At 43.8% G+C, this 24,487-nt stretch carries 17 protein-coding genes; 2 read left to right on the top strand and 15 right to left on the bottom strand.

Annotated features, from left to right (window positions below; all coding sequences use genetic code 11):
* Positions 1-59 precede the first annotated feature (59 nt).
* The 4 genes from fusA to HMPREF1521_RS04150 all read right to left on the bottom strand — a co-directional run bounded on the left by fusA (position 60) and on the right by HMPREF1521_RS04150 (position 3,372).
* A complete protein-coding gene (gene fusA / locus HMPREF1521_RS04165) occupies positions 60-2,135 on the bottom strand; it encodes an elongation factor G (protein ID WP_038116211.1) in 2,076 nt (691 codons plus the stop codon).
* A gap of 18 nt (positions 2,136-2,153) precedes the next feature.
* Complete coding sequence (gene rpsG, locus HMPREF1521_RS04160) at positions 2,154-2,624, bottom strand: 30S ribosomal protein S7 (protein WP_004693556.1); 471 nt, start codon at positions 2,622-2,624, stop codon at positions 2,154-2,156.
* A gap of 51 nt (positions 2,625-2,675) precedes the next feature.
* Complete coding sequence (gene rpsL / locus HMPREF1521_RS04155) at positions 2,676-3,050, bottom strand: 30S ribosomal protein S12 (protein WP_038116209.1); 375 nt, start codon at positions 3,048-3,050, stop codon at positions 2,676-2,678.
* A 76-nt stretch (positions 3,051-3,126) separates the two neighbouring features.
* Complete coding sequence (locus HMPREF1521_RS04150; protein WP_038116208.1) at positions 3,127-3,372, bottom strand: ribosomal L7Ae/L30e/S12e/Gadd45 family protein; 246 nt, start codon at positions 3,370-3,372, stop codon at positions 3,127-3,129.
* A gap of 355 nt (positions 3,373-3,727) precedes the next feature.
* Between HMPREF1521_RS04150 and HMPREF1521_RS04145 the strand changes: the two genes are divergently transcribed.
* On the top strand, positions 3,728-5,749 hold the full coding sequence (locus tag HMPREF1521_RS04145) for a BCCT family transporter (protein WP_038116205.1): 2,022 nt from the start codon (positions 3,728-3,730) through the stop codon (positions 5,747-5,749).
* Positions 5,750-5,995: 246 nt separating this feature from the next.
* Here HMPREF1521_RS04145 and rpoC read toward each other — a convergent pair whose 3' ends face one another.
* The 3 genes from rpoC to HMPREF1521_RS04130 form a co-directional block, all read right to left on the bottom strand.
* Entirely contained in the window at positions 5,996-10,198 is a 4,203-nt protein-coding gene (gene rpoC / locus HMPREF1521_RS04140; protein ID WP_038116202.1) for a DNA-directed RNA polymerase subunit beta', read from the bottom strand.
* A gap of 27 nt (positions 10,199-10,225) precedes the next feature.
* On the bottom strand, positions 10,226-14,380 hold the full coding sequence (gene rpoB / locus HMPREF1521_RS04135; RefSeq protein WP_038116213.1) for a DNA-directed RNA polymerase subunit beta: 4,155 nt from the start codon (positions 14,378-14,380) through the stop codon (positions 10,226-10,228).
* Between the two features lie 366 nt (positions 14,381-14,746).
* Positions 14,747-16,162, bottom strand: a complete 1,416-nt coding sequence (locus HMPREF1521_RS04130) for an aspartate ammonia-lyase (RefSeq protein ID WP_038116199.1) — start codon at positions 16,160-16,162, stop codon at positions 14,747-14,749.
* A gap of 254 nt (positions 16,163-16,416) precedes the next feature.
* Between HMPREF1521_RS04130 and HMPREF1521_RS04125 the strand changes: the two genes are divergently transcribed.
* Positions 16,417-18,033 carry a glycosyltransferase family 39 protein gene (locus tag HMPREF1521_RS04125; RefSeq protein ID WP_038116194.1) on the top strand — a complete coding sequence of 539 codons (1,617 nt, stop codon included), beginning with the start codon at positions 16,417-16,419 and terminating at the stop codon, positions 18,031-18,033.
* Positions 18,034-18,081: 48 nt separating this feature from the next.
* Here HMPREF1521_RS04125 and rplL read toward each other — a convergent pair whose 3' ends face one another.
* The 8 genes from rplL to HMPREF1521_RS04085 form a co-directional block, all read right to left on the bottom strand.
* The gene (gene rplL, locus HMPREF1521_RS04120) at positions 18,082-18,450 is read right to left on the bottom strand and encodes a 50S ribosomal protein L7/L12 (protein ID WP_038116191.1); all 369 of its coding nucleotides are present in this window, start codon (positions 18,448-18,450) and stop codon (positions 18,082-18,084) included.
* 70 nt (positions 18,451-18,520) lie between these two features.
* Positions 18,521-19,018 carry a 50S ribosomal protein L10 gene (rplJ, locus tag HMPREF1521_RS04115; protein WP_038116189.1) on the bottom strand — a complete coding sequence of 166 codons (498 nt, stop codon included), beginning with the start codon at positions 19,016-19,018 and terminating at the stop codon, positions 18,521-18,523.
* A gap of 174 nt (positions 19,019-19,192) precedes the next feature.
* The gene (gene rplA, locus HMPREF1521_RS04110) at positions 19,193-19,903 is read right to left on the bottom strand and encodes a 50S ribosomal protein L1 (protein ID WP_038116186.1); all 711 of its coding nucleotides are present in this window, start codon (positions 19,901-19,903) and stop codon (positions 19,193-19,195) included.
* Between the two features lie 74 nt (positions 19,904-19,977).
* Positions 19,978-20,403, bottom strand: coding sequence for a 50S ribosomal protein L11 (gene rplK, locus HMPREF1521_RS04105; RefSeq protein WP_004693535.1), 426 nt, complete (start codon positions 20,401-20,403; stop codon positions 19,978-19,980).
* Positions 20,404-20,503: 100 nt separating this feature from the next.
* The gene (nusG, locus tag HMPREF1521_RS04100) at positions 20,504-21,040 is read right to left on the bottom strand and encodes a transcription termination/antitermination protein NusG (protein WP_038116184.1); all 537 of its coding nucleotides are present in this window, start codon (positions 21,038-21,040) and stop codon (positions 20,504-20,506) included.
* Positions 21,041-21,051: 11 nt separating this feature from the next.
* On the bottom strand, positions 21,052-21,273 hold the full coding sequence (gene secE, locus HMPREF1521_RS04095; protein WP_038116182.1) for a preprotein translocase subunit SecE: 222 nt from the start codon (positions 21,271-21,273) through the stop codon (positions 21,052-21,054).
* A gap of 41 nt (positions 21,274-21,314) precedes the next feature.
* A complete protein-coding gene (gene rpmG / locus HMPREF1521_RS04090; protein WP_038116181.1) occupies positions 21,315-21,464 on the bottom strand; it encodes a 50S ribosomal protein L33 in 150 nt (49 codons plus the stop codon).
* Positions 21,465-21,856: 392 nt separating this feature from the next.
* Positions 21,857-24,100 carry a nitric-oxide reductase large subunit gene (locus HMPREF1521_RS04085; protein WP_038116179.1) on the bottom strand — a complete coding sequence of 748 codons (2,244 nt, stop codon included), beginning with the start codon at positions 24,098-24,100 and terminating at the stop codon, positions 21,857-21,859.
* Between the last annotated feature and the right edge of the window lie 387 nt (positions 24,101-24,487).

The following is a 24,487-nucleotide window of genomic DNA, read 5'->3' as shown; positions in this document are numbered from 1 at the left end:
TTTAGCCATTTTAAATTATCCTCCGAGGAAAATAGTAATTCTATTAATCAAATGTGAGATTAACCATTTTTCTTTGCTTGAATTTCTTCAGCAATTTTCTTAGGAACTTCTTCATAATGATCGAATGTCATGGAGTAGTTACCGCGACCTTGCGTTTTGGAACGAAGATCAGTTGCGTAACCGAACATTTCACTCAACGGAACATATGCTTTGATATGTTGGTTACCATTACGAGCTTCCATGCCGTCCATACGACCACGACGGGAGTTCAAGTCACCGATTACGTCGCCCATATATTCTTCAGGAACGTCCACTTCTACGGCCATGTACGGTTCAAGCAATGCAGGGTCCGCTTTGCGAGCACCTTCTTTAAAGCCCATAGAACCGGCGATTTTGAAGGCCATTTCGTTGGAGTCAACGTCATGGTAAGAGCCGTCGAATACGATAACTTTGATGTCAACCATTGGATATCCGGCGATAACACCGGTTTCCATAGCTTCTTTAACACCGTTTTCAACAGGTCCGATGTATTCACGAGGAATCGCACCACCTACGACCTTGTTTTCAAATTCAAAGCCAGCGCCCGGTTCTTGAGGAATCAATTCCAACCAGCAGTGACCATATTGACCACGACCACCGGACTGGCGTACGAACTTACCTTCAGCCTTAACAGACTTGCGGATAGTTTCGCGGTACGCAACTTGAGGTTTACCTACGTTACAGTCTACTTTGAATTCACGATGCATACGGTCAACGATGATATCCAAGTGAAGCTCACCCATACCGGAAATAATTGTTTGACCTGTTTCTTCATCGGTGCGAACTTTGAAAGTAGGATCTTCTTCCGCCAAACGAGCAAGAGCCGTACCCATTTTTTCTTGGTCAGCTTTTGTTTTAGGTTCAACGGCAACGGAGATAACCGGTTCCGGGAATTCCATGGATTCAAGGATTACAGGAGCTTTTTCATCACACAATGTGTCGCCTGTAGTGGTATCCTTCAAACCGACCGCCGCAGCGATATCACCGGAATATACGCGTTCAATTTCTTTACGGGAGTTAGCGTGCATTTGAAGAATGCGGCCAATACGTTCTTTCTTACCTTTAGTGGAGTTGAAAACGTAAGAACCGGATTCCAATGTACCGGAGTACACACGGAAGAACGCTAATTTACCAACATAAGGGTCAGCCATGATTTTGAATGCCAATGCGGAGAATGGCTCTTCATCGGAAGAAGGACGAGTTGTTTCTTCTTCAGTACCAGGAACAACACCCTTAATAGGTGGAATATCGATTGGAGCAGGCATGTAATCGATGACAGCGTCCAACAACATTTGCACACCTTTGTTTTTGTAGGAAGAACCGCAAAGAACCGGGAATAATTGATTAGCGATAACGGCTTTACGCATCGCTGCTTTCAATTCTTCTATGGAGATTTCTTCGCCTTCCAAATATTTCATCATGATATCGTCATCAGTTTCAGCGATAGCATCGATCATCATTTCGCGACGAGCTTCCGCCACTTCTTGATATTCAGCCGGGATATCAGTGATTTCAAATTCTTTACCGTCATCGGATTTGTAAATTTCCGCTTTCATAGTCATCAAATCGATGATACCTTGGAAAGTATCTTCGGCGCCGATCGGCACTTGAATCGCTACGGAATTTGCACCCAAACGGGTTTTCATCATGTCAACTACGTTAAAGAAGTCAGCACCGATCGTATCCATCTTATTTACATAAGCAATACGAGGTACACCGTAGTTAGACGCTTGACGCCATACAGTTTCGGATTGAGGTTCAACGCCGCCTTTGGCACTGAACACCGCTACGGAACCATCAAGAACACGTAGAGAACGTTCTACTTCTACAGTAAAGTCAACGTGACCAGGAGTATCGATGATGTTAATACGATGTTCTTTCCATTGACAAGTTGTTGCAGCAGAAGTGATTGTGATACCACGTTCTTGCTCTTGCTCCATCCAGTCCATCGTAGCAGCACCTTCGTGTACTTCGCCGATCTTGTGAACGATACCTGTATAGTAGAGGATACGTTCTGTAGTAGTTGTTTTACCGGCATCAATGTGAGCCATAATACCGATATTACGAGTTTTTGCTAAGGAAAACTCTCTTGCCACAGTTGTCAACTCCTCTTATTACCAACGATAATGAGCAAATGCTTTATTAGCTTCTGCCATTTTATGAGTATCTTCTTTTTTCTTGATTGCAGCGCCTGCATTGTTGAAAGCGTCCATCAATTCGCCTGCTAAGCGTTCTTTCATAGTGCGTTCACCACGAAGACGAGCGTAGTTTACAACCCAACGAATACCTAGGGTTTGACGGCGATCAGCGCGAACTTCAACTGGTACCTGATAGTTAGCACCACCGATACGGCGAGCGCGCACTTCAAGTACAGGCATAACATTTTTCAATGCTTGATCAAAAACTTCCATTGGGTCCTGACCCATTTTGGAACGAATAATTTCAAATGCATCATATACGATAGTTTCAGCAATGCCTTTTTTGCCATCGTACATAACTTTGTTGATGAAACGTGTAACTAATTTGCTGTTGTACACCGGATCTGGAAGTACATCACGTTTCGGAACAGGGCCTTTTCTTGGCATGTTCAATTCCTCCTTTATTAGATGTGTGTTAATTTTGTTTAATGGCTAAAATTATTTTTTAGCTTTTTTCGCGCCGTATTTGGAACGACTTTGCATACGGTTTTGTACGCCAGCTGTATCCAATGCACCACGAACAATGTGATAACGCACACCTGGAAGGTCTTTAACACGACCGCCTCTGATAAGTACAACACTGTGTTCTTGTAAATTGTGACCAATGCCTGGAATGTAAGCAGTTACTTCAATAGCGTTTGTCAAACGTACACGGGCAACTTTACGAAGCGCGGAGTTTGGTTTCTTTGGAGTAGCTGTGTACACACGAGTACATACACCACGTTTTTGTGGGCTTTCTTGAAGTGCTGGAGCATCAGACTTTTTAGTCATGCTTTCGCGACCTTTGCGTACTAGCTGATTAATTGTTGGCATTTGGGCACCTCCTTTCCAAATTTGAGATTTATAATTGATCCGCCATAACAAAGTGTTACATCGGATATTACCGAGATCAACGCAGGATTCCCACCGCCGTAGCGCGCACCTTGATGCGACACGCACGTCCGAGATCATCCATGGTGTGCTCGTCATTCACAGGTATTCCCTGTTCTTCACAAGCAGTCCGTAAAGGCTGTACCACACGTTCATCACTATCACAGCCCAGGAACACATACTTCACAGTACCTTTAGCAATTTGTTTCAATGTTTGCTTGGCACCGATTGTTTTGTTCACCGACTTCAGATGGGCAATGTCCATTGTACTAATTCTCCTTACGAAATTATGCTGATTAGGCATACCATGCCCAGAGCACTATGTAAGTATATCAATTACGCAAGACCATGTCAAACGATTTTCAACGTCTTACACCGCTATTTATCTGCATTTTATATGCACACTCATCCGTGTGTTTCACGCTTCTTCATTTTATAAACACAGAAAGAATTTTTATTCACATTTGATTATTTTGGCGAATATTTACTCATTCTATACATGCGCTATTATTTTTTCTTTTACCAATTATGCAAAATTAATATAAACACCATTTTAGTATGATATAAATTTATATAGAACAAATATTTGTAATTATAGATTATTATAGAAAGGAGATTATATGATCCAACTCATCAAACGTTATTCAAACTTCAATCCACCTGTAATCATAGGTAGCTTGTCTATCGTTTTAGGGCTGAGCTTATGCGCCCTTCTGATTCCGCAAATATCTCAAACGATCCTCCAAGGGGTTCGAGATATCATATTTGAAGATTTCAGCTGGTTTTACATTTTAGCAATCAGTCTCTTCTTTATCTTCAGCATATTTCTAGCACTCAGTTCGTTGGGCGATATTAAACTCGGCAGCGACGACGAGGAAGCTGAATTCTCTTATACAGCTTGGCTCGCCATGCTATTTGCGGCCGGTACCGGTGTAGGTCTCATGTTCTTCGGTACTGCTGAACCGCTCTCGCATTATCACTCCGCCATAGGTCTCGTCGACGGTGCACCGAGCGCCAAGGAGGCTCTATTCCGCTCCATTTTCCACTGGGGCATCAACGCATGGACTGTATACGGCATCATGGCTTTAGCACTGGCATATTTCGGTTTCCGTTATAAACTGCCCCTAGCGCTACGCTCATGCTTCTATCCGTTGTGGAAAGATAAGATCAACGGTTCACGAGGGCATATCATCGATATTATCGCACTTTGCGTAACTCTATTAGGGATTGTGACCACGTTAGGATTCGGTGCCGCCCAATTAGGTGCGGGCTTTCTATATATTGACGTCATTTCCGCTAACGACTTTCCCGCACAAACGGTCATCATCATCGTCATTATGTCCATCGCCGTTTTATCAGCCGTTACAGGTATCGATAAGGGCGTCAAACTGCTAAGCGAAGTCAATATATCCGTTGCATTAGTCTTAATGCTCTTTGTTCTCTGTGCCGGTCCCACATTGCTTCTACTAAACTCCATGGTGGAAAACTTCGGCTATTATCTGTCACATATTCTGGGACAAAGCTTCTATACATCTATCTACACGCCGGAAAACCGCCCATGGTTTTTCAGCTGGACCATACTGTTTTGGGCATGGTGGTTATCTTGGGCGCCATTCGTCGGCATGTTCATCGCACGAATCTCAAGAGGTCGAACAATTCGAGAATTCATCTTCGGCGTTCTCATCATTCCCACCGTATTCACCATCGTCTGGTTCACCATCTTCGGCAATACCGCCATTTATATTGATGAAAGCGTGGCAAACGGCGCACTCGGTGCATTAACCGATAAACCGGAACAGCTGCTCTTCGCATTTCTCGAGTATTTACCGTTATCCGGTTTGACCAGTCTCCTATCGATTATCGTATTGGCATTATTTTTCATCACATCTGCCGACTCGGGGATTTATGTATTAAATAATATCGCCGCTTATGACAAAGGCACGCCATCACCGAAATGGCAATGTCCTATGTGGGGTGCCGTGATGGCATTCCTCGCCATCAGCTTGCTCAGCATCGGCGGGCTCAACGTACTCCAGTCGGTAACACTCATTCTAGCCTTACCGTTTGCAGCTTTGATGGTCATCATGTGCTACAGCTTATGGCAGGGATTATTGACGGATAATCAATACTTTAACACGAAACTTTCAACCACATCCATCTATTGGGACAGCAAAAACTGGAAACAGGGGCTCGCTAAAATACTCAATCAAACGCAGTCGGAAGATGTTATTTCCTTTATGAAAACGACCGTATTGCCCGCCATGTACCAGCTTAATAAAGAGTTAACCGAGGAATACGGATTAACCACGCGAATTGACAAACAATTCAACGGTAACGATGCCTCCGTGGAGTTGACCATCGAAAAGGAATCGATGCGTAACTTTACCTACGGTATCAAGCTCGTTACACAGGAGGTATCGGATCATCTCATCGACGATCCCAATATTCCTCACATTACGGAAAGCACAAATGCAATTCCCATGACATATTTCAGTGACGGTCGCGCCGGATATGATGCGCAGTATATGACACGCGAGGATATCATTACCGATATCATTCGACAATATGAACGATATCTAACCTTATCGGATGACGTCGGTTATGAGATCATGGCTCATGACGCGGAGGAAGCGGCCGAGTAGTTTTTATAAAATAGCAATCAACGAAGTATCATTTAAATTCACCAAATGACACTAACACATATCATATAGCTCCCAATTTATACAGGCATATAATTATATAGTCCTATAATCATAGAGCTTAAAATCAATATATGGCTATAACAAAAGGGTGCACCTCACGGGTGCACCCTTTTTATTCTGTCGCACAGTATCAACGATGCAACAAGTCTATACAATTAATATGGCCTAGCGGCCTGTCCGAAGCGATTACTCTTCAGACATAACCTCTTCCGTAATATCAATGATTTCAGGTGTATTTTTTACAACTTCAATCTTACGGTAACGGCTCATGCCTGTACCGGCAGGAATCAATTTACCGATAATTACGTTTTCTTTCAAGCCTAACAATGGATCGATTTTACCCTTGATGGCAGCGTCGGTAAGAACACGTGTCGTTTCCTGGAAGGACGCAGCGGACAAGAAGGAATCCGTAGCCAATGCGGCTTTCGTAATACCCAATAACGTGCGTTTGCCCGTAGCATTTTCACGCCCGTTGAGAGTAAGGCGACGGTTTTCTTCATCAAAAGTATTAACGTCGACCATATCCCCCGGAAGCATATCGGCATCGCCGGCAGTTTCAATTTTAACTTTATGAAGCATTTGGCGTACGATAACTTCGATATGTTTATCGTTAATTTCTACACCTTGGGATTTATATACCTTCTGCACTTCGTATACGAGGTAACGTTGTGTCGCTTCCGTACCCATGACACGCATGATGTCATGAGGGTTGATGGAACCTTCTGTCAAACGGGCCCCCAAGGATACCACATCACCGTCTTTAACGATAATTCGGGAACCGTAAGGGATGAGATAATCAAGTTCGATACCGTCTTCACCGGTGATGAAGATTGTATTGGTGCCTTTTTTACCTTCGTTAGGCACAACGCGAACAGTCCCTTCGTTTTCGGCGATGATGGCATTACGTTTCGGCTTACGCGCTTCGAACAATTCTTCGACACGTGGCAAACCTTGTGTAATATCGTCACCTGCGACACCACCTGTATGGAATGTACGCATTGTCAACTGAGTACCCGGTTCACCGATGGATTGTGCCGCAATGATACCTACGGCTTCACCGACTTGAACCTGGTTACCTGTACCCAAATCGCGACCGTAACACTTGCGGCATACACCATAAGGGCTCCGGCAGGTCAATACGGAACGGATCTTGACAGTCTCATAGTGTTTTACTACTTCATCAGCCAATGCTTCCGTAATTTCACCGTTAAGAGGAACGATAACTTCCCCTGTTTTCTTATTAACCAATTCTTCGGCTGCAATGCGGCCTACGATACGGTCTTTTAACGGTTCGATAACACCGGTACCTTCAACGATAGCTTCCACTTCGATACCGTGGATTTCATTGTTGCGCACCTGTACTTCTTTTACATCGGAGTTAAGAATGGCTTCGATGCCTTCTTCCGTAAGGCGTGTATCGGCAGGGAAAATTTCCACGCCGTTGCTGTCGACGATTGCATTTACAGTGTCCTTGTTCAACATATTCTGAACCATAGTTTCCTTCAATGTTGCACGGATACTGTCATCGCTTTCACCAAGAATGATTTTTTGAACCAGATTAGTATGGTTGATATCGCTGTCAGAGCCTAAATGCACACCGCGCAAAGCAATCGATGTAACACCGGATTCAGCGATATCCGTCAAGCATTGTTCATCAAGAACGGTTTCCGCAGGTACCACAAGTTCTCCTGTTTCCGCATTAACCACATCTTTATCCAACACGCGGCCAAGAAGCTTGTCTTTCAACAAGTCCAACGCCTGACGGGAAGATGTAGCCAAACGAGCGCGTTCACGAACGAGATCGATACCTACCACATCACAATCATCCTCACGAACGATTACGTCCTGAGATACGTCGACGAGACGGCGGGTCAAGTAACCGGAGTCAGCTGTACGGAGCGCCGTATCGGCCAAACCTTTACGGGCACCGTGAGAGGACGTAAAGTAATCCAATACGGTCAAGCCTTCTTTAAAGTTAGCCTTAATCGGCAAATCGATGATACGACCGGATGGATCCGCCATCAAGCCGCGCATACCGGCAAGCTGACGAATCTGTTGTTTATTACCGCGGGCACCGGAGATAGCCATCATATACACAGGGTTAAAGCCGTCTTTATCGCACGCCATATTATCCATCATGGCATCGGTAACGTCTTCTGTCGCCTGGGTCCACAACTGAATGGTCTTACGATATCGTTCTTCCTCTGTAATGAGACCGCGACGGTACAAGCGGGATACTTTTTCTACCTCTTGTTCCGCCGTATCAAGTAAATCAAACTTAACATCCGGTACTTTGATATCCGCAATCGCTACGGTCATACCGGCGCGACGCGCGAAAGAATAGCCCAAGGACTTGATTCTGTCCAATAATTCCGCCGTTTTTTCGTTACCGAACAACTGGAAGCATTGATCAACCAATTTGCCGACGGTTTTCTTATCCATAACCTTGCCCAAGGAATAAGTGCCGTCTTCACGTTGTTCATATTGCCATAATTCAGGGAATAACGCATTATTGAAGATCAGGCGACCTGCAGTTGTTTCCACACGACCATGTTCAGGCATACGGATATAAAGAATATCCTGTAAACCGATGACATGAGATTCATAGGCAAGCATGACTTCATCGTAGGTAGCAAATGTTTTTGCCTTGTCTTTAGTATCTTCGCGTACAACCGTCAAGTAGTATGTACCCAAGATCATATCCTGAGACGGTACCGCTACCGGTTTACCGTCTTTAGTGGACAAGATATTATGGCTGGAAAGCATCAATGTACGTGCTTCCGCCTGTGCTTCAACGGACAATGGCAAGTGACACGCCATTTGGTCACCGTCAAAGTCGGCGTTGAACGCTGTACATACTAACGGATGCAACTTGATGGCACGGCCTTCCCAAAGAATCGGTTCAAAAGCCTGGATACCGAGTCTGTGCAATGTAGGGGCGCGGTTCAAAAGAACAGGATGTTCCTTGATAACCTCTTCCAAGGATTCCCACACGCCGGGGCCGATTCTTTCAACCTGGCGTTTAGCAGCCTTGATATTGGATGCCTGTCCCCGTTCAACCAGACGTTTCATAACGAACGGTTTGAACAATTCCAACGCCATTTCCTTAGGCAGGCCGCATTGATGCATTTTAAGTTCAGGGCCTACTACGATAACGGAACGACCGGAGTAGTCAACACGTTTACCGAGCAGATTCTGACGGAAACGACCCTGTTTACCCTTGAGCATATCCGACAAGGATTTCAACGGACGGTTACCGGGGCCCGTAACAGGACGACCGCGACGACCATTGTCGATCAACGCGTCCACCGCTTCCTGAAGCATGCGTTTTTCATTGCGCACGATGATATCAGGTGCACCCAAATCGAGCAATCGTTTCAAACGGTTGTTACGATTGATGACACGGCGATATAAATCATTGAGGTCAGATGTAGCAAAACGACCTCCATCGAGCTGAACCATAGGGCGCAATTCAGGTGGAATTACAGGAACCACGTCCATAATCATCCATTCAGGACGGTTACCGGATTGGCGGAATGCTTCTACAACCTCTAAACGGCGAACCGCACGAATTTTACGTTGACCGCTGGCCGTATTCAATTCTTCACGCAATTCAGCATTCAATACTTCTAAATCGAGTTCAGCTAAAAGCGCCTTTACCGCCTCAGCCCCCATATCGATGCAGGCGAAAAGAATTTCTTCGGAAGCGCCTAATTCATAACGTTCTTCACGAGTGAGTTCCTCGTATTCTTTATCGGCTTCCGGAATCGTCGCATCATCGCGAAGCGCCGCATTATAGCGTTCTTTTCGTTGTGCTTCACGCACGATGGCCAAACGTTCGTTGCGTTGTGCCACCGTTTCGATAACGACGGATTTACCACCGATAGTATAACCGTCTTCGTTAAATTGAGCTTCATATTCACGATATTCTTGCTCGGATAACAATTGGCGTTTTGCCAATGGTGTTCCGGCAGGATCTACTACGATATAAGAAGCAAAGTATAATACACGTTCCAAAGAACGTGGAGATACATCAAGGATCAGACCCATACGGGACGGGATACCTTTAAAGTACCAGATGTGAGATACAGGAGTGGCCAATTCAATATGACCCATACGTTCACGACGTACTTTTGCACGAGTAACTTCAACACCACATTTATCGCAGACTACGCCTTTATGACGGATACGTTTATATTTGCCGCAGTGACATTCCCAATCCTTTGTAGGTCCGAAAATGCGTTCACAGAACAGGCCATCACGTTCCGGCTTTAACGTACGGTAGTTAATTGTTTCTGGTTTCTTAACTTCCCCATGAGACCATGCCAAGATCTGTTCCGGAGAGGCTAAGCCGATTCGCATGGAATCGAATTCATTTACGTCTAGCACTACTATCGCTCCCTTCTATAGATAGTTTCAGTCTTCATCGTCAGAGGATTGATCCATAGGATATGCCAACTGGCTGAGAATATCATCTTCCCCGCCGTTATCAGCAGGTGCTTCTTCCTCTGCTTCCGGTTCTACAACTGTTACTTCATCTGTTTCAACAGCACTGCCGTCCATAACATCTTCAATACCAGTTTCTACCGCTTCATCTTCGTCATCAAGTTCTTTCATTACTACTTCTTCTTGATCTTCATTCAATATTTTTACATCAAGACCGATACTTTGAAGTTCTTTGAGCAATACTTTAAAGGACTCAGGTACGCCCGGTTCTGGAATATTTTCACCTTTAACGATTTTTTCGTATGCTTTCACACGGCCTACGACATCATCGGATTTAACGGTCAACAACTCTTGAAGTGTATAAGCTGCACCATAGGCTTCAAGAGCCCATACTTCCATTTCCCCGAAACGCTGACCGCCGAATTGAGCTTTACCGCCCAACGGCTGTTGTGTAACAAGGGAATACGGACCTGTGGAACGAGCATGAATCTTATCATCAACCAAATGATGAAGTTTAAGCATGTAAACATACCCGACCGTAACGCGATTATCCATCGGTTCACCTGTACGACCGTCATATAATACGGTTTTACCGTCATCAGGGCGACCTGCAATCGCTAATGTTTCGAATACATCTTTTTCATGAGCACCGTCAAATACAGGTGTAGCGATATGAATGCCCGCTACGTCCGGTTTCGGCATGCCATATTTTTTGTAGTCATAGCCGAGTCCTTCCAATGCTTTGCGGATTTCAACGCGTTTCGCTTCAGCGGATTCAATATCGTTAAGGGTATTCTTAACCTTATCGATAGCGGCCAATTCCTCTACGAGAACCGGATCCATTTCCGCCGCTTCTTCTTCGGAGTCAAAGTATTCCATATGAAGTGCATTGTATTTAGCTTCCAAAGCTTTGAGCTCCTGATAACGGGCTTCACCGCCCATAGCTTTGAATTTCTTCTGTGCCGCTTTTTCTATATGTTTGAGAATTTTCGCTTTCAAATCAATGATTTTTTCATTTTCATCGAAATGATCTGCCGTTACATCTTCTGTAACCTTCGCTTCCAAAGCTTCAATTTCACCATATAAATCGCGAACGGCTTCGATTTCATCCCAATAAGAACTGTCGGTGCGCGCTTCTTTCAACACATTCTGAATATGAAGATCCGTTTCTTTAATCTTCATGCCTAGACCTTGAACGGCCCAGCCCAAATGAGTTTCAAGAACCTGACCGATATTCATACGGGACGGTACGCCCAACGGATTCAACACGATTTGTACCGGTGTACCGTCAGGAAGGAACGGCATGTCCTCTTTTCTCATAACGCGAGAAACGACACCTTTGTTACCATGACGGCCCGCCATTTTATCGCCTTCGTGAATCTTACGTTTTTGAGCGATATATACGCGGACGAGTTTATTTACGCCCGGTTGCAATTCATCACCGTTTTCACGAGTGAAGACCTTAACGTCTACGACTTTACCGGACTCACCATGAGGCACGCGCAAGGAAGTATCGCGTACTTCGCGTTCTTTGTCGCCAAAGATTGCACGTAGCAAGCGTTCTTCCGGCGTAAGTTCAGTTTCACCCTTCGGTGTTGCTTTACCCACGAGAATATCCCCTGGATGTACCTCCGCACCGATGCAGATAATACCGTCTTCGTCGAGATTTCTGAGCGTATCATCACCTGTATTAGGCAATTCACGCGTAATTTCTTCGGCACCTAATTTAGTGTCACGCGCATCACATTCGTATTCTTCAATATGAATGGATGTATAAATATCTTCCTTGCAAAGTTCTTCACTGAGCAGGATAGCATCTTCGTAGTTATAACCTTCCCAAGGCATGAACGCTACAAGAACATTGTAGCCCAATGCCAATTCACCGCCGTCGGTAGCAGGGCCGTCAGCCAACACCTGACCCTTTACAACGTGGTCACCGCGATTGACGATCGGTTTTTGGTTAAAGCATGTGGATTGGTTGGAACGAAGGAATTTATTCAAACGGTATGTATCAACACGACCGTCGCCATCGCGAAGAACGTGAATTTCATTACCCCAGCAACGTACGACTTTACCGGATTCACGCGCCAATACGCAGACACCGGAGTCAGTTGCGGCTGTATATTCCATACCTGTACCGACTAGAGGCGCTTGAGCTCGCAAGAGCGGCACCGCCTGACGTTGCATGTTCGCACCCATCAAGGCACGGTTAGCATCGTCATTTTCAAGGAATGGAATCATAGCTGTACCGATGGATACAACTTCTTTCGGACTAACGTCCATGTAGTCGACCTTATCAGGTGTAACTTCCAATACATCATGACCGCGACGACAGGCAACATGATCCTCCATGAAGTAACCGTCCGCATCGATAGGCGAGTTCGCCTGAGCGATGGTCATTCCTTCTTCTTCATCAGCCGTCATGTATACAACGCTGTCAGATACGCGCACTTTAACAACGGTATCGGATTCTTTACCTTTACCGTAAATTTTTTCAACGCGGCGATACGGCGCTTCAATAAAGCCGAATTCATTTACCTTTGCATAGTTGGACAAAGAGTTAATCAAGCCGATGTTCGGACCTTCCGGCGTTTCAATCGGACACATGCGTCCGTAATGAGAATGATGCACGTCACGAACTTCGAAGCCTGCACGTTCACGAGACAAACCGCCAGGGCCGAGAGCCGATAAACGACGTTTGTGAGTCAATTCCGCCAATGGATTTGTTTGGTCCATAAACTGGGACAACTGGGAGGAACCGAAGAATTCTTTGATTGCCGCGACTACAGGGCGAATATTGATCAACGCTTGCGGTGTAATCGATTCAATTTCCTGAATCGTCATGCGTTCACGAACAACGCGTTCCATACGGGTTAAACCGATACGGAATTGATTTTGCAGCAATTCACCTACGCAACGAAGGCGACGGTTCCCCAAATGGTCGATATCATCAGTGTGACCCGCACCATCCATAAGATTGAGCAAATACGAAATATTAGCAATCATATCTTCTCTTGTAACCGTGCGATGTTCATATGGTAAATTGCAGTTATTGCAAATCACCTTGGAAGACGTGCCGTCAGAATTTTGAATATAGAACTCTGCAAAGCCTTCACCGTCAAACACGTGGCTTTCAGCCACTACAGCCAATTGTTCCTCGGAAACCTGCACGCCTGCATCGAGAATAATTTCACCCGTCTCAGTATCTACGATAGGTTGCGCCAATGTTTGACCCAACATACGTTGACGCCAGCCGAGTTTTTTATTTAATTTATAACGACCTACGCGCGCCAAATCATAACGGCGGGCATCGAAGAATAAGTTATCGAACAAATTACGAGCGGATTCTACAGTTGGAGGTTCGCCGGGACGTAATTTTTTATAAATTTCAACCAATGCTTCATCAGCAGATTGAGTTGTGTCTTTTTCCAGTGTGCGAACGATGCGTTCGTCATATACCGGCAATCCGTCCTCACCGGTCTCACCGTTCCAGAATAGATCGAGGATACTTTCATTAGTATCCCAGCCTAATGCACGAACCAATACCGTTGCCGGTAATTTACGGTTTCGGTCAATACGGACGGACACCACTTCACTCGCATCTGTTTCAAGTTCTATCCACGCACCGCGATTAGGAATAACGGTGGACTCATACAATCGATTACCCATGGTATCGATTTCTTTACCATAGTACACCCCAGGAGAACGTACCAATTGAGATACGATAACGCGTTCCGCACCATTGATGATGAAAGTACCCGTATCAGTCATCAACGGAAAATCGCCCATAAATACTTCTTGTTCCTTGATGTCCATATTTTCCGGATCATTATTTACCAAGCGAATATTTACGCGAAGTGGCGCCGCATATGTAGCGTCACGATTTTTACATTCATTAATATCATACTTGGGTTCACCCAAGCTGAACCCTTCGAAAGAAAGTACTAGATTACCTGAATTGTCTTTAATCGGAGAAATATCGTTGAAAATATTTTGTAAACCACTCTCCAAGAACCATTCATACGATTTACGCTGAATGTCCAATAAATGCGGCATCTTAATAACTTCGTTAATTTTTGCATATGTATAACGAGTCCTTTTGCCTACCTGTTCAGGTTTGAACATATTTGCTTTCACCCCTATCAAACACACCGGTCTACCATTTTCTATAACGGCATGAAAAAGACATCTTACAGGTCTCAGTTTTCCTGCTCGAATAACGTCAAATAAAGCAAGGTCCATTTCATTTTTAAAATAACCTTGCTTCCCGTTACCCAAGCACAACCTTGGAAGAAAACCTCATCACTATTTGTGTTATAGTTTTTGCATCCAAAAGCAGAAAACGCTACTTTTGCAATATATAATTCTATCAGTAATGCAAAAAACTGTCAACCAAAGGGGTTGACAGTTTTTGATTTTCATGTATCATTCATTTAATATTATACCAAACATAGACGTATCCATGTTAACAACGAATTTAAAAACGAATGTTTAGTTCCCCTTATGTTTCAAAAGGTTAGCACCGGCAATGCCGGGCCGTGTCATTTCTTTAGGGGATAAGATATGATTGATTTCTTCTTCCGTTAACAAACCCTGTTCCAAGATGATATCCCGAATAGCACGGCCCGATTTATACGCTTCCTTCGCAAGAGCCGATGCCGTTTCATATCCTAAATGCGGTAACAATGCCGTCACGATACCTACGGAACGGTTGAGCCAGTACTCACATTGTTCCCGATCGACTTCAAGATCCACCAATAATTTATCTACAAATGTATTAACCCCGTTTTTGAGGTAGCAAAGATTGTTAAATAAATTATATGCCAATACAGGTTCCATTACATTCAATTCAAACTGACCGTTTTCCACCGCCAACGTGATGGTAAGATCATTACCGATAACTTGGTAACACACCTGGTTCAATACTTCCGCGATAACAGGATTAACCTTACCCGGCATGATGGATGAACCCGGTTGACGAGGAGGTAGTTTCAATTCGCCGATACCGCAACGAGGGCCGGATGCCATCAAACGGAAATCATTGGCCATCTTGATAAGCACCAATGCGGTAACTTTAATACCGCTGGAGATATCCGCGAAAATATCCGTATTATTCGTAGCATCGATAAGGTTATCCGCCGTGTAGAACGGTTCCCCCACCACTTCACTGAGTTCATATGCCACATCATGAATATAACTAGGTTCCGCATTAAGGCCCGTGCCTACCGCAGTAGCCCCCATATTGATGACATGAGCGCCTTCAACGGCGGATTTAATACGCTTAATACCGCGGCGTATACCGGATGCATAGGCACCCATTTCTTGACCCAATGTAATAGGCACCGCATCTTGCAGATGAGTACGACCCATCTTCAAGATTTCACTGTATTCTTCCGCTTTCTTTTCCAATTCGTCCACGAGACGTTGTAACGCTTCAAGAAGCGGTTTCGTCTTCAAGATGGCACATACCTTGATAGCCGTAGGAAATGCATCATTTGTAGATTGCGCCATATTACAATGGTTATTAGGGCTGACGATATCATAGCTGCCCTTAGGATGGCCTAAAATTTCAAGAGCTCGATTTGCCAGCACTTCGTTCATGTTCATATTGACGGATGTACCGGCTCCGCCCTGAATCGGATCTACAGGGAACTGATCCTTAAATTTACCGGCGATAACTTCGTCTGCCGCCTGCGCAATAGCTTTACCGATAGATACATTTAAGCGACCCGTCTTCATATTCGCCAATGCGGATGCTTTCTTTACCATCGCCAGAGATTTGATAAAATCCTGGTCTAAATGTTTCCCCGTAATATTGAAGTTCTCTAATGCACGAATTGTCTGTACACCATAGTATAGCTCATCAGCTACTTCTAACTCACCTAGAAAATCGTGTTCTTTTCTCATAATAAGCCTTCTTTCCAATGTACTATGTCTTTGAAAACGGTAAAATTTTGATAACGTACACTTCATTTATGGGTTCATTATAACATGTATCTTGTATACACAAAAGTCATTTCAAGTATTCCTTACAAACAATATTCTATATAATGTATAGAAATCAATTTTAATGAATAAATATATTAAACAAAAGCTATATTTAATAATTCCCGCCCCTATAGTACAATAAGATAGACTATGTAAGTAAGGAGTACAACTACATGATTGATAATCATAAATTACGAATAGGAGCACTGTTCTTGTTGACCGTCATCAGTTACGGCTTTTACAATGCCTATTTACCTGTAACGGATCCGGTGGAATCCAACTATGTTCTGTCCGCCATCACGATGCTGAAGCATAACTCGTGGATATCACCCATGATATATGACCAGGTATGGTATGATAAACCGCCTCTCACCTATTGGGCTCTCATGATAACATACAAACTGTTCGGTGTATCTGACTTTACATCGCGCATGCCGAATACGTTGATTGCAGGCGCCAGCGTAGCCCTGATGTATCATCTTGTATTTCGTATAAAACACTCAACACATCTTGCCGTAACAAGCGCCATACTGCTTTTCAGCACATTACAGTTCTGGTATATTTCGCACGCCATCATAACAGACGGGTTTTTATTTTTCTTCTCACTCGGCATTTTCGGCTATTCTTATTTAGCCTTCGAGAATCGTGACAGAGTTTCCATGGTGAAAGCCTATGTGGCGGCCGCTTTTGCGGTCCTCACGAAAGGGCCTGTAGGCATCGTATTGCCGGGACTGATTTTACTGCTATTTATTTGTATGAGGTGGTTCGCTCATAGAGAAAATGCAGACCACCACCTTGCAGATGATATACAATTACTTTTTAATCCATTAGGCCTTATTCTGTTTTTCATCATCGGCTGTCCCTGGTATATAGCTATGTATGCTATACATGGTCAGGATTTTATCACCGGCTTTTTAGGGCTTCATAACATTGATCGGGCCATCGTATCAGAACATCCGAAGTTTAATGTTTGGTACTACTACATAATCCTTATTCCTCTCGCCCTACTGCCATGGACGCCGGCCATAATCTATCGTCTTAAAAGTATCAGCTGGAAAGATAATTTCGATATATTAGGTATTCTATGGTTTGCGGTTATCGTCGTCTTCTATTCAATGGTAGCCACAAAATATATAACCTATACATTACTCGCCATCATTCCATGTATCATATGGGGTGCGGAAGCTTTCATAACTATTATCAATAAAAATGATAAAACCTTTACATATATTATATCCATCCCATTTTTCATATATTTAGGTATTTTTCTGACTGCCAGTTATACAACACCGGAACTATGGCCTGCACCGTTGATGATCACATCAGTAATAATCCCGTTGTTGCTGACAGTATCAAAACATTTCATTAAAAATCTTTGGCAGCAGACTATTTACCTGCTTACACCGATAGTTATCCTATACAGTGCGGTAACTGTCACAGTCCCTCCTATTCTACTCAATCAATCGGGGATTCAATTTAAACCATACATCGAATCAAGTAACCAAAAGATCTATGTATATGGTACATATTTCACATCAATCCGGTATTATACAGAAGCTACACCTACACAGGTATTCGTGCATACTACCGATAATCCGCTGTGGACGGAAGGTAAAACATTAATGCCGACTATTACAAAAGACGAATTCTATCAGACAGTACCAAATGAACACGATGCGATTATCATCGTTCCCGATAAATACAATAAAAAATTTATTGAATCATCAGCTTATCCAATGACGAAAGAAATCGGCAAAACCGCAACAGCTAAGATTTACAAGGTTCAATAAGAAACAAAAAAGGCGTACCCGTGGGTACGCCTTTTAATATGTCCGGAATTATTTCAATTCTACAGTTGCGCCAGCTTCTTCCAACTGAGCTTTCAAAGCTTCAGCAGCATCAGCAGCCACGCCTTCTTTTACAGGTGCAGGAGCGCCGTCAACGATTGCTTTAGCTTCTTTCAAGCCAAGACCGGTTGCTTCGCGAACAACTTTGATTACGTTGATTTTGGACCCGCCAGCCTCTTTCAAGATTACGTCGAAGGAATCTTTAGCAGCGCCGCCGTCAGCACCGCCAGCAGCTGCTACAGCTACAGGAGCTGCTGCAGTTACGCCAAATTCTTCTTCGATTGCTTTTACAAGATCATTAAGTTCAAGGATTGTTGCTTCTTTCAATTCAGCAACGATGTTTTCAATGTTCAATGCCATTTTAGATTTCCTCCATAAATTAGTTTAGTATGCCGGTGTCATGCAGCCGGCAAGTAGTTTGCAGTAATGATTATTCTGCTGGTTTTGCGTCTGCAACAGCTTTGACAGCGTATGCAACGTTGCGAACAGGTGCTTGCAAAACGGAAAGCAACATGGAAAGCATGCCTTCGCGATTTGGAAGACTTGCGATTGCTTTAACGCCTGCTGCGTCCATAACTTCGCCTTCAACGATACCAGCTTTTACAGTGACAACGTCGCCTTCTACAGCTTTAATGAATTGCTCAATAACGCGAGCAGGTGCAACAGCATCATCTTTAGAAGTAGCCAACGCAGTTGGGCCTTCTAAATGTTCAAAAAAGCCTTCAAGGTTCAATTCATTTGCAGCAATACGAGTCAATGTATTTTTGATTACTTTGTATTCAACACCTTCAGCCAACATTTTGCGACGAAGATCAGTTGCCTGCGCAACAGTCAAACCGGAGTAACCGATCAATACAGCGCCTTTTGCTTCAGAAAGAGTTTCTTTCATTTGAGCAACGATTGCTTTCTTTTGTTCAGTGACAGCCATTAGATTACCTCCTTGTAGATTTTTTGGTGCTCTATGTACTATCTTAGCGTAAAAACGACCCCATCGCACGCGATGAGGTCGTAACTAGTCCTAGGTTGTTCTAGTGTCAGCCTCAGCGGGCGGATTTTCATCCATTATACATACCAGCCGTCTACAGCTAAGAGACATATGTGATTATTGCTCTTTGGAAACAGCGCTCAATTTGAACACGTTCAAAGGCACACCAGGGCCCATTGTAGCGGATAAGGTTACAGATTTAATATACTGACCTTTAGCTGCTACAGGTTTAGCCTTGATAATAGTATCAACGATTGTACGGTAGTTGTCAAGTAATTTTTCTTCATCAAACGACGCTTTACCGATGGAGCAAGAAACGATACCTGCTTTATCAGTACGATATTCGATCTTACCGGCTTTGATTTCGTTTACTGCACGAGCAACGTCCGGAGTTACAGTACCAACCTTAGGGTTCGGCATCAAGCCTTTAGGACCCAAGATTTTACCGAGACGACCAACTTGACCCATCATGTCAGGTGTTGCCACAACTACATCGAAGTCACTCCAACCGCCTTGAATTTTAGATACCAACTCTTCAGAACCTACGTAATCAGCGCCAGCTTCTTCAGCGGCTTTAATATTGTCGCCTTTAGCGAACACAAGAACGCGTTTAGTTTTGCCAGTACCATGAGGCAATACTACTGCACCACGAACTTGTTGATCAGCGTATTTAGGGTCGACATTCAAGTTGAAAGAGATTTCAACTGTTTCATCGAAATTTGCAGTTGCAGTTTTCTTAACGAGCTCAATTGCTTCTACCGGCTCATAAAATTTACCAGCTTCAATAAGTTTTACCGCCTCAGCGTATTTCTTACCTACTTTTGCCATTATAATATCCTCCTTATGTGGTCAAACGGGAATTCCCTCCCACCGATCAGCGCATTGCGCCAATCCTACGCTTATTAGTCAACGATTTCAATGCCCATGCTGCGAGCAGTACCTTCTACCATGCGCATACCTTGTTCTACGGTATTAGCATTCAAATCAGGCATTTTCAATTCCGCAATTTCACGAACTTTATCGCGACCTACTTTAGCCACTTTATCGCGGTTAGGCACACCGGATCCTTTAGGGATGCCTGCAGCTTTTTTCAATAATACTGCAGCCGGTGGAGTTTTTGTAATGAAATCGAAGCTACGATCTTCATATACGTTAATCACTACCGGAATAATCAAGCCAGCTTGCTTAGCAGTGCGTTCGTTGAATTCTTTTGTGAAAGCAACGATATTAACACCTGCCTGACCTAGTGCAGGACCAACTGGTGGTGCTGGAGTAGCTTTAGCGGCTTCAATTTGTAGTTTTACTTGTTTAACTAATTTCTTAGCCATGGGTAATTAAACCTCCTATGCTTATACTGTGGTGGTAACGGATGTACATCCTCCCACTGGCAACCAAAATCGATTGCGCTTTTAGAGTTATATGTATATATTAAAGAGTTTTCTCAACTTGAGAGAACTCTACCTCTACTTCTGTATCTCGATTGAACATTTCCACATTGAGCTTCAATGTTTCCTTTTCAGGGTTAATTTCTGTAATAACACCAAGTCTATCTTCAAAGGCCCCGGATGTAATGCGTACCGTTTCACCGACTTCAATATCAATATTGACGGTCGGCTTCTTATTCAAGCCCTGAGACTTAAGTATATGTTCTACTTCGGAATCAGAAAGTGGAACTGGTTTTGTGGCGGATCCGACGAACCCCGTTACGCCCGGCGTGTTGCGCACAACATACCAGGAACGGTCGTTAACCTCCATCTCCACCAACACATACCCAGGAAAGATTTTGCGTTTTACTACTTTTTTAACCCCGTCTTTTTCATCTATTTCGTCTTCAAGAGGCACCAGAATACGACTGATAACATCCTGTAACCCCATAGACTGAACCTTAAGTTCAAGAGTGGTTTTTACTTTATTTTCGTAGCCTGAATAGGTATGAATTACATACCACTTCTTATCTGCTTCCATGTAATGGCCCCCTATCCAACAAAGTGCAACAACGTATTAAAAAGTTGGGCAAAAATCGCATCAAATACATAAATGAGCACAGCAATAAAAATGGTCACTAAGAATACTACAATTGTGTAATTGATGAGTTCTTTTTTTGTTGGCCAGACTACTTTTTTTAGTTCAGCTTTCACACCGCGGAAGAATTTTCCAAATCCACCACGCTGCTGCACCGCTGAGTTAGACTTTGCCATTGTTTCACATCCTCAAATCAACAGGTAATGAATGATAAGAATTATTTTGTTTCACGGTGTAATGTATGTTTACCGCAGAATTTGCAATATTTCATCATTTCAATACGATCAGGATTATTTCTCTTATTCTTGTTCGTCTGATAATTACGTTGTTTGCAATCTGTGCAAGCTAAAGTAATGGCATTACGCATCCGGATACACCTCGCTTTATATTTACTAATCTGTCTTTTGCACTCGAAATCGCTCGACTACATACTAAAAAACTATATCATATGAGTCTAGTGATGTCAAGAATTTAAGCAACTCAAAAAAGCCAGGCACGTGTGCCTGACAAAGTAAGTATAACAAATTATAACACCTCATGTCTATACTTTATATCAAGAAGAGAATACACAGATCATATCGGTGTACATATTGCATATCACATTTTTTCAATTTACCATATTTTTCGGTTTAGCTTAGCGGCAGCCGTGACAACAATTTTCTAGCGATACGAAATTATTGTAGTCAAATAGCTATAATGAAAACAGAGCTCCTTACCCAAGTCCGGGTAAGGAGCTCTGTTTATTAGATAACCTAAATCTTATCGCTTGATTTTCTTAACAAAGATAACTTTCACAATCTGCCAGAAGAAGGCCACAGCCCCCAATATCATGATGGTATCGCCTACCATACGAAGCCAACGCAGATTTTGTAACAGCGGCTGTTGCATGAAGTCTTCGCTGCGAGCGAGCCACAAGCCTTGTGTAACGCTTGCCCAGCCTTGAATCAAGCCGATCGGCAGCAAGCTGATAAGAACCATTAACGCAAGTCCCCAGTTCAACGCCCAGAAGCCGAATTTCATCAATTTGTCGTTGAATTCCACCTCAGGTCGAATGTAACGGGCGATGAGGAATACAAAGCCCAGACTGAGGAACCCGTATACACCGAATAACGCCGTATGAGCATGAACGGCTGTCGTATTTAAACCTTGAATATAGAACAGGGAAACCGGCATATTGATAAGGAAACCGAAGATACCTGCACCCACCAAATTCCAAAAAGATACTGCAATGAAACAGTATACAGGCCATTTTAAGCGGTGCATCCAAGGCGCACTGTGAAGGCGCGTATAGTTTTCAAACGCTTCATACCCCAAAAGAACGAGAGGTACCACTTCCAATGCGGAGAACGATGCCCCTGTGGCCACCACAGTCGATGTAACGCCAGTAAAGTAAAGGTGATGGAAGGTTCCCGGAATACCGCCGATGAGGTAAATAGCACCGGACGAAATCGCCGCAATCGTACCGGCACGATACGATACAAGCCCGAGGGTTACAAAGATAAATGCCATCAAAGTAGTGGAGAATACTTCAAAGAAACCTTCTACCCAGAGATGAATCACCCACCAGCGCCAGTATTCCATGATTGCCAAGTGGCTATGTTCCCCGTAAAAAAGACCGGGCCCATAGAAAATACCGACCATGACAACCGAGAAAATAAACGCGGCTATGAGGTTTTTATCCCCCTTGTTTTTGAAAGCTCCGATGATGCTGCGCACCATGAGCACAAGCCAGAACAGAATGCCGATATATTCAATCCATTGCCATACGCGGCCCAGCTCGATATACTCATATCCCTGGTGTCCCAGATAGAAGTTCAAAGCCGCCGGGATTTCATGAGCGACACCCAAGTATGTGCCCGCAAACGACCCCACTACGAGAACGACGAGCGCCCAGAATAAAATATCCACCCCAAGTTTTTGGAATTTCGGATCCTTACCGCCGTTAATAATCGGCGCCAAGAATAAACCGGCACTCAAAAAGGACATTGCAATCCAGAATAAGGACGCCTGAATATGCCATGTACGGGCAATAGAATACGGAAAGTATTGCGCCAACGGAATCCCATAGAAGGCCTGCCCCTCTACGGTGTAATGCGCAATGATACCGCCCATGCCGAGCTGTAGTAAAAATAATGCCAAAATCGTAAACAAATATTTTCCCAAAGACCGCTGAGACGGGGTGAGATTTAATTTGGAAATCGGATCTTCCGCAGGCGGTGTCAATTCATGGTCATCCTGTTTGCGACCGAACGCCCACATCCATACAACGATACCGATACCGCAAAGTAAAATAATAACACTCACAACGGACCATGCAATACTTTCCGGTGTCGGATTGTGATCTAACAACGGTTCATGCGGCCAGTTGTTCGTATATGTCGCATCTGTCCCCGGACGTTGAGCGGATGCCATCCACGTAGTCCAGAAGAAAAACCGCGCCATATCGATACGGTCCTGTAATTCCGGCAACGTATTATCCTTCATCGCGAAATGATCACGCGTTTCTGATAATTTCGGGTTGTCTCCGTAAAGTTCAACAAAATATTGCCCCGTTATATTCATCGCTGCAATACGTTCTGGTGAAAGCACTACAGTTCCGTCTTCGCGAACCGCGCTCTTGAAATACTCCGCTTTAACGACTTCTTTAACAGCAGCCTGCTGAGCAGGACCTAACTGTTCATAAAGAACACCGAAAGCCTGTTGAGACTTGATGTCGAGCATAACGGACACCTCTTTGTGCAGCCAGTCAGCTGTCCAGTCAGGCGCCTGATATGCACCATGCCCCAATACGGTCCCTACGGATTGACCGCCTGTAGATTGCCAAGCCGATTGACCATGCAGAATATCCTCTTTAGTAAATAAGACCTGTCCATCCCGAGAAACATACGCTATCGGCACCGGCGGTGCTTGATGATACACATCAGTACCCAGATAACCGAGAATCGAAAATCCGATAACAAGAACTGCTACCACGGCTATCCAATACTTTTTGTATTCACCCATCACATTACCTCCTTTTCTATAAAAGCACAAAAGAGGGCCTATGCCCTCCTCGTATATACTATACACTAAATCCATTGATAAAGCTGTATCCTAAGTTACAATGTATTAAAAATTTTTCTCACTACAAATCATTACAAATAAATTCCACGTACCATCTCATTATAACCGGATCAATGTTCAACATAAAACATTTAGAATATTACAGGGTATCGGATATATTATATCTATATCTATATCTATATCTATATCTATATCTATATCTATCAAGATTATATATTCGGCCATTCAATCCTGTTTTTTCAATCAATACATAAGACAAATATAAAAGGGACCCGACGGGTCCCTTTATAGAATCTATGATTCAGTTATCGTACTCAGCGCATCACC

This window comes from Veillonella sp. AS16 (assembly GCF_000517785.1).
Classification (GTDB): domain Bacteria; phylum Bacillota; class Negativicutes; order Veillonellales; family Veillonellaceae; genus Veillonella; species Veillonella denticariosi.
Note: the sequence above shows the minus strand (reverse complement) of the source record. Positions and strands in the feature narration are given on the sequence as shown.